14 protein-coding genes are annotated in these 14,763 nt (G+C 70.0%); 10 read left to right on the top strand and 4 right to left on the bottom strand.

The annotated features are described in order from the left end of the window. Positions 1 to 106: 106 nt before the first annotated feature. Positions 107 to 907, bottom strand: coding sequence for a sensor histidine kinase (locus E1288_RS06610; RefSeq protein WP_132482256.1), 801 nt, complete (start codon positions 905 to 907; stop codon positions 107 to 109). A gap of 417 nt (positions 908 to 1,324) precedes the next feature. Here E1288_RS06610 and E1288_RS06605 point away from each other — a divergent pair, with 417 nt between their 5' ends. Next, complete coding sequence (locus E1288_RS06605; RefSeq protein ID WP_132482254.1) at positions 1,325 to 4,540, top strand: right-handed parallel beta-helix repeat-containing protein; 3,216 nt, start codon at positions 1,325 to 1,327, stop codon at positions 4,538 to 4,540. A gap of 416 nt (positions 4,541 to 4,956) precedes the next feature. Then, positions 4,957 to 6,102: a S8 family serine peptidase gene (locus E1288_RS06600; RefSeq protein WP_132482252.1), complete on the top strand. Its 1,146-nt coding sequence runs from the start codon at positions 4,957 to 4,959 to the stop codon at positions 6,100 to 6,102. A gap of 243 nt (positions 6,103 to 6,345) precedes the next feature. Here E1288_RS06600 and E1288_RS06595 read toward each other — a convergent pair whose 3' ends face one another. Then, positions 6,346 to 7,269, bottom strand: a complete 924-nt coding sequence (locus E1288_RS06595; RefSeq protein WP_132482250.1) for a DMT family transporter — start codon at positions 7,267 to 7,269, stop codon at positions 6,346 to 6,348. Between the two features lie 217 nt (positions 7,270 to 7,486). Here E1288_RS06595 and E1288_RS06590 point away from each other — a divergent pair, with 217 nt between their 5' ends. The 3 genes from E1288_RS06590 (at position 7,487) to E1288_RS06580 (ending at position 9,593) form a co-directional block, all read left to right on the top strand. Beyond that, a complete protein-coding gene (locus E1288_RS06590; RefSeq protein WP_132482248.1) occupies positions 7,487 to 8,104 on the top strand; it encodes a superoxide dismutase family protein in 618 nt (205 codons plus the stop codon). Between the two features lie 197 nt (positions 8,105 to 8,301). Next, entirely contained in the window at positions 8,302 to 8,910 is a 609-nt protein-coding gene (locus tag E1288_RS06585) for a TetR/AcrR family transcriptional regulator (protein WP_132482246.1), read from the top strand. Further along, positions 8,907 to 9,593: a YqeB family protein gene (locus E1288_RS06580; RefSeq protein WP_132482244.1), complete on the top strand. Its 687-nt coding sequence runs from the start codon at positions 8,907 to 8,909 to the stop codon at positions 9,591 to 9,593. Before E1288_RS06585 ends, E1288_RS06580 begins: the two co-directional genes overlap by 4 nt. Positions 9,594 to 9,599: 6 nt before the next feature. On the opposite strand, the gene E1288_RS06575 is transcribed toward E1288_RS06580, so the two are convergent. Then, on the bottom strand, positions 9,600 to 10,622 hold the full coding sequence (locus E1288_RS06575) for a WXG100-like domain-containing protein (protein WP_456320499.1): 1,023 nt from the start codon (positions 10,620 to 10,622) through the stop codon (positions 9,600 to 9,602). An 8-nt stretch (positions 10,623 to 10,630) separates the two neighbouring features. Continuing rightward, positions 10,631 to 10,945, bottom strand: a complete 315-nt coding sequence (locus E1288_RS06570) for a hypothetical protein (protein ID WP_132482240.1) — start codon at positions 10,943 to 10,945, stop codon at positions 10,631 to 10,633. A 333-nt stretch (positions 10,946 to 11,278) separates the two neighbouring features. Here E1288_RS06570 and E1288_RS50320 point away from each other — a divergent pair, with 333 nt between their 5' ends. The 5 genes from E1288_RS50320 (at position 11,279) to E1288_RS06540 (ending at position 14,730) form a co-directional block, all read left to right on the top strand. Continuing rightward, positions 11,279 to 11,491, top strand: coding sequence for a type II toxin-antitoxin system HicA family toxin (locus E1288_RS50320; protein ID WP_207954215.1), 213 nt, complete (start codon positions 11,279 to 11,281; stop codon positions 11,489 to 11,491). Continuing rightward, entirely contained in the window at positions 11,488 to 11,862 is a 375-nt protein-coding gene (locus tag E1288_RS06555; RefSeq protein WP_132482238.1) for a hypothetical protein, read from the top strand. The genes E1288_RS50320 and E1288_RS06555 overlap by 4 nt, the downstream gene beginning before the upstream one ends. Positions 11,863 to 11,945: 83 nt before the next feature. Further along, positions 11,946 to 13,085, top strand: coding sequence for a tRNA dihydrouridine synthase DusB (dusB, locus tag E1288_RS06550; protein ID WP_132482236.1), 1,140 nt, complete (start codon positions 11,946 to 11,948; stop codon positions 13,083 to 13,085). Between the two features lie 78 nt (positions 13,086 to 13,163). Then, positions 13,164 to 13,559, top strand: coding sequence for a hypothetical protein (locus E1288_RS06545; protein WP_235883378.1), 396 nt, complete (start codon positions 13,164 to 13,166; stop codon positions 13,557 to 13,559). A 298-nt stretch (positions 13,560 to 13,857) separates the two neighbouring features. Further along, a complete protein-coding gene (locus tag E1288_RS06540; protein WP_132482234.1) occupies positions 13,858 to 14,730 on the top strand; it encodes a GGDEF domain-containing protein in 873 nt (290 codons plus the stop codon). Positions 14,731 to 14,763: the final 33 nt, after the last annotated feature.

The following is a 14,763-nucleotide window of genomic DNA, read 5'->3' as shown; positions in this document are numbered from 1 at the left end:
CGGCCCACCCCGGTGACCGGGCGCGATACCCCCGACCCCACGCGCCCGGTCACCGTTGACCAGACTCCGCAGGCCGTCGAGCCGCACCCGGCCGCCCGCCGCTACATCACGAAATGCCCGCCGGGACGCGGGCGATGAAGCGGCAGCCGTCGGTGACCTGGTCGATCCGGATGTCTCCGCCGTGCGCCCGGATCAGGCCACGGGTGATCGCCAGGCCCGTGTCGCCCGGCTCGGCGGAGTCGCCGAGGTCCATGAGCCCTCCGCAGCCGTCGACCACGATCACCTCGATCTCGTCGCCAGACACCACCGCCGTCACCGTCACCGGCTCGCCAGGCACCGTGTGCCGCACCGCGTGCATCACCAGGTTCGTCAGGGCCCGCGTCGTCACCGCGATGTCGACCAGCACCGGATCGGTCGCGCTGTCCAGGCCGACGCCGTGCAGCCGCACTCCGCGGTCCAGGGCGACCGGCAGTGCCGTCGCCAGCGCCGAATCCAGCAGGTCCGCCAGCCGGGTCGGCATCCGCTCCACCGGCGCCGCCTGGATCCTGGCCAGCTCGAAGAGGTCGCCGGTCACCCGGTTCAGCCGCTGCGCGCCGCCGACCAGGCTTTCCAGGTATCGCTCGGGTTCCTGCGCCACGCCGTCCTGCAGCGCTTCCGCCGCGGCGCGGATGGTCGCCAGCGGGGTGCGCAGCTCGTGGGAGATGGCGGTGATCAGTTCGCGCTGCGCGCGCCGCAGGTCGGCCCGGCCCTGCTCCGCTTCGATCAGCGCGTTGCTCGCGGCCGTGAGTTCTTGCCGCAGCCAGCGGAGTTCCGGCTGCGGGTAGCGGCGGGTCCAGCGGCCGAGCGCCCACCCGACCGCGCCCGATGCGAGGCACACCGCAGCCAGCGCCTTGCTCACCCTGGCCACGTCTGGTCACCCCTGAGATCTGTTCCTTCGGCGGCGGTGGCCGCTCGCGGTGCGGGTCGCGGCTCGCGCCGCCGCGGGTTCTCGTGGACCTGCCCGCGGGGTTCTCCGCGAGCGCGGTCCTTCCTGCTTTCGGGGATCCCACGCCGGGGTTCCGCCACCCGCACCGCTGCGCAAGCCACTCTCGAAACAGTCCTCAAGTGCGTTCGCCAGGTCCGGGTGGGACGGCCGGCTCTCCGAATCGTCCGTTCCATTTAACCTCCCGGCAACCACGCTCCGGGAGTCCCATGAAAAGGGGTCGGCGGGCGACGTTGTTGGGACTAACGCTCGCGCATCGCGCAGGGCAGGCTGGGAACACCGTTTCAACGCAAAGCGGGTTTAGCGGTCGTTGGATCCGCGCGGTCGATGGAGGAGAGTGGCGTGGCACGGCCTGTGCTTTCGGTCCGCCCGGAGGGGCCCGACGGTCATCGGACCATCACGGCGGCATTGGAGCAGGCCCGCCCGGGAGCGGTCATCTCGGTGCACCCAGGCCGCTACCAGGAGAACCTGGTGATCACCAAGGTCGTCACCATCACCGCCGCCGAGGGCTCGCGCACCGTGGAGCTCGTCCCGGTCCGCGGCAGCGCGGTGCGGGTGGTGTCCGAGGCCGTGCAGCTCAGCGGCCTGGTGCTGCGCGGCCGCGACCCCGAACTGCCCACTGTGGACGTTCCGCGCGGCCAGGCCGCGATGGACGACTGCGAGGTCACCGGCTCGGCCTGGACCGCCGTGCTGGCGCGGGAATCCGGCTCGCTGGCGATGCGCGACTGCCGGGTCACCAACTCCTCCGGCGCCGGCATCGTCGACACCTCCGAAGCGGGCAGCGTCGTCGAGGACAGCGTGATCGAGCACCTCGGCAGCTCGGCGATCGTGATCAGCGACCGCGCCGCGCCCACGATCCGCCGCTGCGTGCTCCGCGACAGCCGCGGCAACGGGATCTGCGCGAACGCCGAATCCCGCGGCACCGTCGAGGACTGCCAGATCTCCCGCACCGACAAGCCCGCCATCGCACTGGAAGGCTCCAGCAGCACCGCCATCAGCAACACCTCCGTCAAGGACGTGGCGATCGGCGCCTACCTGAACAGCACGGGCCGCCCGACGCTGCGGGACTGCTCGATCACCGGCACCCGGGAGCACGGCATCGTGGTGCTCGGCGGCAGCGAGCCGGTGCTGACCGGCTGCCGCGTCGGCCGCAGCAAGGCGCACGGCCTGCTGATCACCGACAAGGCCAAGGGCAGCTACGAACAACTGCGGGTGTTCGGCACCAAGCAGGCCGCCATCCACGTCGGGGAGTTGGCCGGGCCAAGCTTCCGCGAGACCACCGTGCACGACAGCACGAAGGAAGGCGTGGTGCTCACCGACGAGTCGGTCGCGGAGTTCGACCGGCTCGAAGTGCGCGACGTCGAGGGCACCGGGATCAGCGTCGGCGCCGGGGCGAACCCGATGCTGCGCCGCGTGACCGTGCAGGAGGCGCGCGGCGACGGGATCGCGGTGTTCGGCGGCGGGCACGGCCGGCTGGAGGAGTCCGAGATCGGCGACGTCGCCAAGGTCGGCCTGCGGATCGGCGAGGACGCCGACCCGTACGTCAGCGGCACCGTGATCCGGGCCGCCACCGGCGTGGCCGTGGAACCCGGCGGCACCGGCATGTTCCGGGACTGCGAGGTGCGCGACTGCACCGGCGACGGCGTGACCGTCGCCGACCACGCGGAACTGACCATGCTGCGCAGCAAGATCCGCAAGAACGACGGCCACGGCGTGCTGGTGAGCAACGGCGGCCGCGCCACGCTCGACGAGTGCGAACTGGTCGACAACACCCGCGACGGCGTCCGCGTCGAGACGACCGAACCGGTCTCGGTGACCAACTGCACGGCCACCGGCAACGGCGGCTCGGGCGTCAACACGCCGAACAGCACTAGCAGCGGCGGCGACCGGCTGGAGATCGAGAACCTGGACAGCCGCGACAACGCCAACACCACCGACGCCGAGGCCGGGCCGCTGGTCGAGCTGACCGCGCTGGTCGGCCTGGACGGGGTGAAGGAGCAGGTCACGACGCTGGTGAACCTGACGGAGATGGCCAAGCGCCGCGAGGCGGCCGGGCTGCCCGCGCTGCCGATGAGCCGGCACCTGATCTTCGCCGGGCCGCCCGGCACCGGCAAGACGACCGTCGCCCGCCTCTACGGCGAGGTGCTCGCCTCGCTCGGCGCGCTGCGCAGTGGCCACCTGGTGGAGGTCGCGCGCGCCGACCTGGTCGCGCAGATCGTCGGCGGCACCGCGATCAAGACCACCGAGGCGTTCAACAAGGCGCTCGGCGGCGTGCTGTTCATCGACGAGGCGTACACGCTGAACGCGCAGGAGGGCGGCGGCCCAGACTTCGGCCGCGAGGCGGTCGACACGCTGGTGAAGCTGATGGAGGACCACCGCGACGACGTGGTGGTCATCGCGGCGGGGTATTCCGAGCAGATGCAGGGATTCCTGGCGTCCAACCCGGGCCTGGCCTCGCGGTTCAACCGCACCATCGAGTTCGAGAACTACTCGGTGCCCGAGCTGGTCACCATCGTCGGGAAGATGTGCGAGGCGCACAGCTACGAGCTCGGCGAAGGCACTCGCGAGGCCCTCGAACAGCACTTCGGGCGGATGCACCGCGGCGCCGACTTCGGCAACGGCCGCGCCGCCCGCAAGCTCTTCGAGGAGATGATCGACCGGCAGGCCGTCCGGCTGGCCGCGCTGCCGGACGCCAACGGGCCGGAGCTGTCCCGGATGCTGCCCGAAGACGTGGGCGCCGAGCCGGAACCCGAAGCGGACGACAAGCCGTCGGCGCTGACCCGGCTGCGCGAGATGATCGGCATCGGCTCGGTGAAGTCGGCGGTGGAAGACCTGGTCAACCTGCTGGAGGCGAACAAGCGGCGGGCCGCCGCGGGCCTGCCGACGCCGAAGATCAGCAACCACCTGGTGTTCGCCGGGCCGCCCGGCACCGGCAAGACCACGGTGGCCCGGCTCTACGGCGAGGTGCTGGCCGGGCTGGACGTGCTGCCGACGGGCCAGCTGGTGGAGGTCGCGCGAGCCGACCTGGTCGGCAAGTACATCGGGCACACCGCGCAGCTGACCCGCGAGGCGTTCGAGCGGGCACGGGGCGGCGTGCTGTTCATCGACGAGGCGTACACGCTGACGTCCTCCGGCGGCAACGACTTCGGCCGCGAAGCGATCGACACGCTGGTGAAGCTGATGGAGGACCACCGCGACGAGGTGGTGGTGATCGTCGCGGGCTACCCGGCGGAGATGCAGGACTTCCTGGACTCGAACCCGGGCCTGGGCTCGCGGTTCTCCCGCCACGTGCAGTTCGAGGACTACACGGCATCGGAGCTGGTCAGCATCTTCGAGCGCACGGCGGAGACAAACGGCTACGAGTGCAGCGAGGCCGTCCGAGCGGCGCTGCTCGACCACTTCGAGCAGGTGCCGCGAGACCGGAACTTCGGCAACGCCCGCTACGCCCGCCAGCTCCTGGAGTCGACGATGACCCGCCAAGCGGGCCGCATCAGCACCCTCCAGTCGCCAACCCTCGAAGACCTCCGGAACCTCCAACCCTCCGACCTCCCACTCTGACCGGCAGAACCCCCGGGCCTGCACAAGAAACCCCGCAAGGCCCAAGCCCCCGTCCCGCGTCCACCAACACCCGGAAGCGAACGGCCTGTTCACTCCGCCTAGCGAGACAAACGGGCCGTTCACTCCACCCCCACCGCATCAGCCACCAACTTGAAGCGAACGGCCTGTCCACTCCACCTACCGAGACAAACGGGCCGTTCACTCCACCCCCACCGCATCAGCCACCAACTTGAAGCGAACGGCCTGTCCACTCCACCTACCGAGACAAACGGGCCGTTCACTCCGAACACCCCCGTGGGCTGGACGGAGTAAACGGGCCGTTCGCTCCGTCCAGTGGGGCGTACGGGCCGTTCGCTTCGGGGCGATCCCCTTTTCGGGACGTGTTGCCTTCGAGCGCCAGGGCATAGCTTCGAGGCGTGCGAACTTGTGCCAAGTGGGCGGCCGTTTTCGGGGTCATCTCGGTGCTTTCGGCTCCGGCGGCGAGCGCCGCGCCGGACCTGCCACCGATCACCCCGGTCCTGTCGAGCTACCAGGGCTGCCGCACGGCATCCACAGTGGACACCAATGACATCCCGTGGGCACAGGCGATGCTCCGCCCCGACCGCGCCTGGCAGCACGCGAACGGCGCAGGTGTGACGGTCGCGGTCGTCGACACCGGCGTGGACGCGACGTCCCCGGCCCTGGCCGGCCGGGTCGCCAACGCCGGGGAGGACTGCGTCGGCCACGGCACCTTCGTCGCGGGCCTGATCGCCGCCACACCCCGCCAAGGCGGCGGATTCACCGGCATCGCCCCCGGCGCGCGCATCGTGGCCGTCCGCGCCACCGACCAGGCGGGCAACGCCACGGCGGACGGCGTGGCCAACGGCATCCGCTCGGCCGTCGCGGGCGGGGCGCGGGTCATCCAGGTCTCGGCCGCGGTCACCGGGGGCAACGGCGCCCTCGCCGCCGCCGTCCGGGATGCCACGGCGGCCGGAGCCGTCGTCATCGCGCCCGCTTCGACCGGCGACCCGGACAAGGCGGTCCCGTCGTTCCCGGGCGCATATCCCGAGGTGATCGCGGTGTCGGCGATCGCCCCGAACGGCGCCCCGGTCCGCGCCTCGGCACCCGAGATCAAGGTCGACCTCGCAGCCCCGGGCGCGATGATGACCGGCATCGGCCCGCGCGGCAACGGCCTGTTCGTCTCGGGCGGCGACGCGGTGGCGGCGGCGCAGGTCTCGGGAGCCGCAGCGCTCGTCCTGTCGTACCGCCCGGCGCTGTCCCCGCAAGACGTGGCGCGCCGGCTGCGCGACACCGCCTACCCGCCGCCCGGCAACGCCCCGGACCCGCTGCTCGGCAGCGGAGTCATCGATCCGGAGGCGGCGCTGACGGCGGAATTCCCCACCGCAGGAGGAAAGCCGCCCGCCGTCCCGGCAGCAGTCCACATGCCACCGCCCGTGGACACAACGCCAGAGGTGACGGCGGCAGTGGTGGCAACGGCGGCGGCGGTCGTGATCGCGGCGGTGACGATCGCGGCGGTGATCATCCCCCGAGGCCGCAAGCGCGGCTGGCGCGCAGCCCCCTGAACCCGCCGCCCACACCTCCGGCGGCGAGTGCTGTCGAAACGCCGTTTTCGCGCGAAAACGGCATTTCCCACGCCTGCCGGGCGCCGGTTTCGCGCGAAAACGCCGCCCCGCACCCGGGCGGTGGCTCCACCACGTCGAGAACACCGGTCCGAACCGCCGCCACATCTGAGACCGCCGTAGCGCCCCAAGGAATCCATGGCCCGGCACCAGCAATCTCCGTCCAACGCGGACGGTCCGCTGTGGTCAGACCCGCGTCGGTTCCGGGACCTCGACGAGCTTCGTGGTGCTGACCCGCTCGTGCCAGCCGAGCCCGGCCACCATCGCCACCACGATCACGAACCCGACCCACTGGGTCGCGCTCAACTCCGCCCCCAGCACGAAGACGCCGACGATCGCCGCCGTCGCCGGGAACGACAGCTCGGCGAGCGTCGCCCGCGCAGCAGGAGTGGTGCTCAAACCGATGTAGTAGAGCCAAAGCGCGAGCAACCCGGGGATCAGCGCAAGCAGCACCAGCCCGAACGCGTTGTGCCAGCCCACCGCCACCGGCGACCCGCTGAACAGCAGGATCACCGACGCCGCCGGCAGCCCGATGGCGAACCGCAGGGTGGTGACGTCCCGAGCGGGAACGCTGCGGCTGACGAACCGCCCCAGCACCGTCCCGGCCGCCCAGAGCACCGCGGCGCCCAGCGCCAGCAGCGCGGGCACCACCTGCGAAACCTCGATGTGCAGCGGGTTCTTGAACGCCAGCAGCCAGGCCCCGATCAGGGCCGGGATCGCGAAGGCGAAGTAGCGCCCGCGCAACTTCTCGCGCAGCAGGGCGAACGAGGCGACGGCCGCGAAGATCGGTTGCAGCTTCTGCAGGACCAGCGGCGTCACCGGGTCGCCGTACTTGAAAGCGGTGGTGAACAGCGCGGTCGCGAGCGCGGACGAACCGACCCCGACGACGACGACCGCGACGCGTTCCCGCCAGCCGCAGGCCCGCAGCGCACGCAAAGCGCGCGGCAGGAACGGCGCCAGCAGCACCACGATGATCACGTGCTCCCAGAACACCACGCTCGCCGACGGCAGGCTCGTCGCGAGCGGCTGCCGCCACAGGGCATCGGTGCCCCACATCGCGGTGGCCAACGCCACCAGCCAGGTCCGATCCGCGCCCCGCGATAACCCCATGCCCACAATCTATGATCTCGCCCCGCCCGCCCGGTCGGCCGCTCGCCATCTGGGACGCGATCCGCGGCTTTCGTACCCCTGTTCATACGACAGGACATGCGCCACCCGCGGCCATACGCTCGATCCGGGCCACCGCTGGACGCCGGTTTCGGCGCGTCGGCGATCACGGGCAGAATCGGCGTCGATTCGGACAGTGACGACAAAGGACGGATACCTCATGCTTCACCAGAGCTCTCGCCTGACCGGCTCGGTCCTCGGCCTGTGCACGGCGGCCGTGCTGATCGCCGGATGCGGCGGCGGGCAGGCCCCTGCGCCGTCCGAGCAGCCCGCGACGCAGGAACACGGCGAGCACCAGGCGGCCAAGCAGACGTCGGCGACCTTCGAGCCGTACAAGGAGGGCGCCACCGCGATCACCTACAACCCCGAGCAGGTCCCGGCCGGTTCCCGCGTCGACCTGTCCTCGGAGCGTACCAACGGCCAGACCAAGATCACGGTGAACGTCGAGGGCCTGCAGCCGAACCGCGACTACGGCGCCCACGTGCACACCAAGCCCTGCGGCCCCACCGGCGAAGACGCGGGCCCGCACTTCCAGGAGAAGGCCGACCCGGTGAAGCCGTCGGTCGACCCGGCCTACGCGAACCCGCAGAACGAGGTGTGGCTGGACTTCCACACCGACGCCCAGGGCAACGGCACGGCCACCGCGGAGGGCAACTGGTCCTTCGACAACCGGCAGGACGCGAAGTCGTTCGTGATCCACGAGATGCACACCCACACGGAGCCCGGCAAGGCCGGCACGGCGGGCGGCCGCCTGGCCTGCACCAACGCCACGTTCTGACCGGACCGCGCTGCGGCGGAACGCAATTTCAATGGAAATCAGAGGTCCGATTTCCATTGAAATTGCGGAAACGGAACCAGGGTTCCGCGATACGAGAAGGTAGCTAGCGGGGCGCCTCGCGGCCATCCGACCGGAGGCGCCCTTCTTCCGATCCGATTCTTTAACTGATCACTCAGTTAATTTGCTAGCCTGGTGGCATGGCTCGAACAGTCGACCCGGAACGCTCCGCAGCGCGGCGCAAGGCGATCACGCAGGCGGCCGCGACGTTGTTCGCGGAGCGGGGCTTCGAGAACACGTCCGCGGCGGAGATCGCGAAGGCCGCGGGCGTCAGCTCGGGGAGCGTCTTCTACTACTTCGCCGACAAGCGCGCCGTGTTCCGCTCGGTGTTTGAACAGGACCTGCCCGCGTCCCGCGAGCTGGTGCGGCGGGGCACCGCGGGCGAGGACCCGGTTGCGTCGATCCTCACGATGGTGGACGAGCTGGCGGTCGAGGCGATGGATCCGATCGCCCCCGGCCTCCTCGTCGAAATCCTGCGGCAGGCCGGCAAGGACCCCGAGTTGGCGCAGGTCATCGGCCAGAACGCGGCGATCCTGCGCGCGGGGTTCGCGGAACTCGTCGAGCGCGGCATCCGCGCCGGAGCCATCGATCCGGCGCTGGATCCGGATGAGACGGCGGAGGCGATCGAGGTCGTCATCGACGGCGCCTTCGTCAACGCCGACCCCGACCGCGACCCGCGGCCGATGCTGCGCCGGATAGTCGCGAAATTGCTCGCCCACCCGTGCGAACCAGCTGGAGAACCCGCATGACCACCACCGGAACCTCCGTGACCCTCCGCATGCCCAACGCCGTGCTGTGGCTGCTCGGAATCGGCTGCGGCGCCGCAGGATTCGGCCTGGGATTCCTCGTCAAACCGGTCGTGGAGTGGATCGTCGACGCCGTGGGCGATGCGCCCGGCCCGCTGCGGCTGGCCGCCGCCCTGCCGACCGTCTGGGCGGTGCCCGTCCTCACCCTCGTCGGCCTCCTGATCGGCGCCTGGCTGGCGAGCATGGCGCAGAAGGAAGCCCTGGTGCTGACGGTCAACTCCGCGTGCGTCGGCCTGCGGCAGGACGGGGCCGACCGCCACATCCCGCGCGACGCGATCGGCTCGGTGTTCCTGGACGGCAAGGAACTGGTGTTCCTCGACGCGCAGACGAAGCAGATCGCCCGTCACAAGGCCTCCGACCTCTCCAAGACCGCCGTGCGCACCACCTTCGAACGCTTCGGCTACCCGTGGGCGGGCATGAGCGATCCGCACGAGCGGGAGTTCCAGCGCTGGACGGACGGGCAGCCGGGCCTCGACGAGCACGCCAACGGGCTGCTGCGCGCCCGCGCCCGGGCGCTGATCGACGAGCAGGCGGGCGCGGCTGCGGACCTGGCCGACCGGCTCCAGGCGGCGGGCGTGGTGCTCCGCGACCGCGACGACGCCCAGCAGTACCGCCAGATCCGCTGATCAGGGTCACATCGGACGGATCACGCCGGACCGGACCAGGTCGTCGTAGTTCGCGACGATCTCCTGCTGCACGATTTCGGGCGTGAGCTCCTCCGGCCCGTACTTCTCGTGCAGGTCGATGCCGAACTGCACGGCGGCCTGGTCCGTCGGGTCGGTCCGGTCCTGCGTGCCGTAGTCGGCGACGTTCGCGCCGGCGTGCAGCTCGTCCTCGCTGAACCCCGCCTCCAGCCCGACGTAGCCGTAGTGGATGTTCGACCACGTGTCGTACCGGATCTCGCCGGGCACCCCGGGAATGGGCGTGTACGTGTTGTCCTCGACCGTCATGCCCAGGATCTTCGACTTGTGGTCCCATTCCCCGCCGGGTTTGACGAGGTTGCCCCAGTCCACATAGGCGCCGGCCTTCTCCAGACCGCTCAGGACTCCGTCGGACCGGTTCTGCTCCTGCAGGTCGAGCACCCTGGAATCCTTGGAGTTGTTGACCATCTCGTCGGTCATGTACTCCACGATGTCGCCGAACTCCCCGAACGCGTCCCCGGGTTTGCGCTGACTGGTCACACCGGAATCGAGGTACTCGACGGCCTGGGTGGCGTCCGCCATGATCTGCCGGACCTTGATGGCCACGTCCGCGGCGAACGAGGCGAGCCTCTCCCGCATCTTCGGGAGCGCTCCGTACGCCTCGCTGTTGCTGAGGATGAGGTTGCTGATCTTGTTCTTGGTGTCCTCGACGATGTTCGCGAACAAGGCGACATGATTGCTCTGCTGCACACAACTCAGCCGCACCACACCGGTCGCGGCAACGATGTGGCCGACGTGCGTGGCGAATATATCTCCCGCCGAGTCCGGCCACGCCTCGCCGAATTCGCCGGAATGGACGGGCGGCGTGGTGAACGCCAGCGAGGCATCGCGCCAGGATCCGGCCAGGTCGCGCATGCGGTCCTGGTCGGTTTCGGGCCACCACCAGAACTCGGCATCCGTCGATTTCACGGCATTCCAGAGTCCGTTCGGATCGGCCGGTTCCGGGATGAACACGATCCCTCCTATCGAGGAAAGCAGCCGGTGGCGTCCTGCTGGGCGAGGAAGTAGAGCGCCACCGCGTCCGTGCCGTTCTTCCCTTGCGTGAGCCACCGCCCCGGCAACGGATCCGCCAGGGCCAGCACGGATTCCCGGGCTGGGCCGTATTCGCGCCGGAACGCACTCCCCAGCGGATCGCGGCCGATGCGCGACTCGCTCGCCTCGATCGCCGCCCGGTGCCGGTTCCACCCGGTCTGCATGTCCTCGCCGACCGCGGTGAGCACCCGGGACAGGTGCTCGAAGTCCTCGGGCTTCATGTGAATGCAGTTGGGATCCGCCATGTTTGAAAGCGTGAACCGCCGGAAGCCCCGCCGCGGGCGACTGACCGCTTCCGGCCAGGGCCGCGAATGATCGGGCGATCACCCGCGGGATAAACCCCGAACTCCCCGGCGCGGTGCGGCGGTCCGCAACAACCGGAGGACCGCGAGGGCCCTTTCGCCTCGCCTTCCCGGCATCAGCACCGCGACGACCCCGCGAGCAGAAAGACCAGCGCCGATGGCCCGTATCGGAGCAGCAGGGCCAGGTCTCGGCTGATCAACGTCGGCTTCACTCGATCGACTCGATCTATCTAGAGGGACTTTATATTGACTATCTAGCCCCCCTAGATTAGCGTCATGGTGTTCAAGCCGATGAAGCGAGCGGGTGTTGTCGCCGCCCTGATGTCCAACGGTTGCGAGCCTCTCCGCAATAGAGGAGGACACGAGGTGTACATGTGCCCCTGCAGACGACATCGCACCGCAGTTCCCAATCATCGCCTGATCACCGCTGGCGTCTGCCGCAGTATCGGCAAGCAGATGGCGTGTCTTCCGGAAGGATGGTTGCAATGAGAACGTACCGAGCAACGGCGCGCCGTGAAGGCAAGTGGTGGGTCGTCGAGGTGGACAGGGTAGGCGCCACGCAGGGTCGCTCCACGGCCGAAGCTCAGCGCATGGCGGCGGATCTGGTCGCCGTCATGGAAGAGATCCCGCTCGAAGAGATCAGCGTGCAGATCGAATTCGACCTTCCGGGCCCCCTGGGTGACGAGGTGAGACGCGCCAAAGAAGCGACCCGCGACGCCGACCAAGCGCAACGGAAGGCCGCGGAAAAAACGCGGCAAGTCGTGCGGCACCTGCTGAGCAGTGGGATGTCCAAGCAAGACGCCGCCCGCATCCTGCGCGTTTCGCCGCAGCGGATCAGTCAGCTTGTGAAGACCAGCTGACACCCGCCCGACCACAGGTTTCAGCCGCCACCCACGACGCAGGTCTCGACTGATCAGGAACCGGCGTCAGCGACAATGGCGGGATGACCGCGACGCTGAGCAAGCCCGCCTTGAAGATCGGCCCCTACGAGGTCGATCCGCCGGTGGTGCTCGCGCCGATGGCCGGCATCACCAACGTCGCCTTCCGGCGGCTGTGCCGGGAGTACGGCGCCGGGCTGTACGTGTGCGAGATGATCACCAGCCGCGCGCTGGTCGAACGGCACCCGAAGACGCTCGAGATGATCACGTTCGACGCGGACGAGCACCCCCGCTCCATGCAGCTCTACGGCGTCGACCCGGTGACCATGGGCAAGGCCGTGCAGATGATCGTCGACGAGAACCTCGCCGACCACGTCGACATGAACTTCGGCTGCCCCGTGCCGAAGGTCACCCGCAAGGGTGGCGGCTCCGCCCTGCCGTACAAGCGGCGGCTGTTCGCCGAGATCGTCTCGGCCGCGGTCCGCGCGGCCGAACCGGTGGGCGTCCCGGTGACGGTGAAGTTCCGCATCGGCATCGACGACGACCACATCACCTACCTCGACGCGGGCCGCCTCGCCGAGGAGAACGGCGCCGCGGCCGTCGCGCTGCACGGCCGCACCGCGGCCCAGCGCTACTCCGGCACCGCCGACTGGACCGCCATCGCGCGGCTCAAGGAGCACGTCAAGACGATCCCGGTGCTGGGCAACGGCGACATCTTCAGCGCCGACGACGCGCTCCGGATGATGGCCGAGACGGGCTGCGACGGCGTGGTGGTCGGCCGCGGCTGCCTCGGCCGCCCGTGGCTGTTCCGCGACCTGCAGGCCACGTTCGCCGGCCGGCCGATCCCGCCCGGGCCGAAGCTGGGCGAGGTCGCCGCCGTGCTCCGGCGGCACGCCGAGCTGCTCGCCGACCACATGGGCGAGGAGAAGGGCCTGCGCGACCTGCGCAAGCACATGGCGCAGTACCTGCGCGGCTTCCCCGTCGGCTCCGACCTGCGCCACCAGTTCGGCCTGGTGTCCAGCCTCGCCCAGCTCGACGACCTGCTCGCCGGGCTCGACCCGGACGTGCCGTTCCCGGCCGACGGCGAGGGCCCGCGCGGCCGCCAGGGATCGGCGGGCAAGGTCGTGCTCCCGGAGGGCTGGCTGGACGACCCGGAGGACGCCACCGTGCCGGTCGGCGCGGAGATCGACAGCAGCGGCGGCTGAGTGGCCGCGCAGCGCACCACGACCCGCGATTCCGTTGCGGCGCGCCGAATTCGCCACCGATCGGTTTTCCTCGTCGGCGTGTCGGCGCTGCTTTTCGCGGCCGGATGTGCCCAGCCGCCAACCGAATCCGAGTCGCTGCGACTGTCCGAGCAGTACTTCGCGGAGAACAACTCCGCTGCGGCGCAAGGACCCCAGGCGCAACAGGAGTTCTTCCGCCGCACGCAACATCCCGATTTCCAGGACCAGACCTGCGATCTCGGAACGATCACGGTCGAACTCGACCCGGCATTGTCGACGCTTCGGCCGGACCCGGGTTTCGCCCCGGACGGCGCCAAGCCGCGCGGCGAGATCTGGGTGGTCGGAGTCGAGGTGACCACCAGGTCGGCGGGCAGCACCACCGGCCACCAGATCGGTTCGCAACACCTGGTGCTGATGGACGGCCGAATGCACGGATTCGCGCCTTGTCCAAGCTGATAATTGTTGCGCGCTCAAGCGCTGTAACGCGAAGGACGGGCGTAACCGATGAACTTGCAATGCAGTGATGAGAAACACACACTGGTCTGCTCGTCCGTGCGGGTGGGTCCCATCCGTTTTGCTTCCACACACACCCCTCCGCCCGGTACACATCCAAGGCAGCTGCAGATTCGCGCGGCGCTCGCCAATTCGGACCAGGCCAGGGTCAGCCGGTCGAGCGAATTAGGGCGGTGCGCGAGTCAGAGCAGCTCAAGCGATCCGTCCCACCCGACGACACCACGGACGGGAGGTGAGTGCGATGACCGGGCTGCGCAACGGTTTCGCCGGGCCGGAGCCACTGCGTGACGACGAACCGCCCACCGCGCTGCCTCCTGGCAGGCGCTCCCGGCAGGACCTGGCCAACGGGACCGGGATGGCCGAGCTGCACGAATCGATCGCGAACCTGCTCGCGTCGCGCGGCCAGTGGCGGCAGGCGTACCACCACCTGCGGTCGGCCCTGGACCTCAAGTCCACCGCGGACCCGCCGCGGGTGCCGGAGCAGCTGCGGCACGAGGTCAACCGGCTGCGCCGCGAGCACGCCGAGGCCCGCGAGCAGAGCCTGCGGGACAGCCTGACCGCCAGCTACAACCGCCGCTACCTCGACGAACGACTGGCCGACCTGCTGGCCGACCACGTCGGCACCGACCACGGGCTGGCCGTGGCGCTGGTCGACCTGGACTGGTTCAAGCAGGTCAACGACACCTACGGGCACCTGCTCGGCGACCGGGTGCTGCAACGCGTCGTGGACCTGCTGCAGGAGGTGCTGCCGACCGGCGCGTTCTGCGCCCGCTACGGCGGCGAGGAGTTCGTCCTGGTGCTGCCGAACATCGAACCCGCGGCGGCCGTCGCGGTGTGCGAAACCGCACGCTCCCGGGTGGAGCGGTTCCCGTGGGCGCAGATGGCACCGGGGCTGCGGGTGACGGTCAGCGCCGGCGTGGCGCACGAGCACACCACGGCCGATTCCGCGCCGGTGTCGGCCGAGCAACAGCTGATCAGCGCGGACGCTCTGCTCTACGCCGCGAAGCAGTCGGGGCGCAACGCGGTCGCGTACCGGACCGGAGCGGAAGTCCGTTTGGCCGGAATTGCGGCGGGACGGCGCGGTGCCGCGGCTCGGCGGGGTGCCGGCTACTGATCGCGATCACGCGAAAGCACAGGGTGTATCCGA

Source organism: Saccharopolyspora elongata (assembly GCF_004348985.1).
GTDB lineage: Bacteria > Actinomycetota > Actinomycetes > Mycobacteriales > Pseudonocardiaceae > Saccharopolyspora > Saccharopolyspora elongata.
Note: the sequence above shows the minus strand (reverse complement) of the source record. Positions and strands in the feature narration are given on the sequence as shown.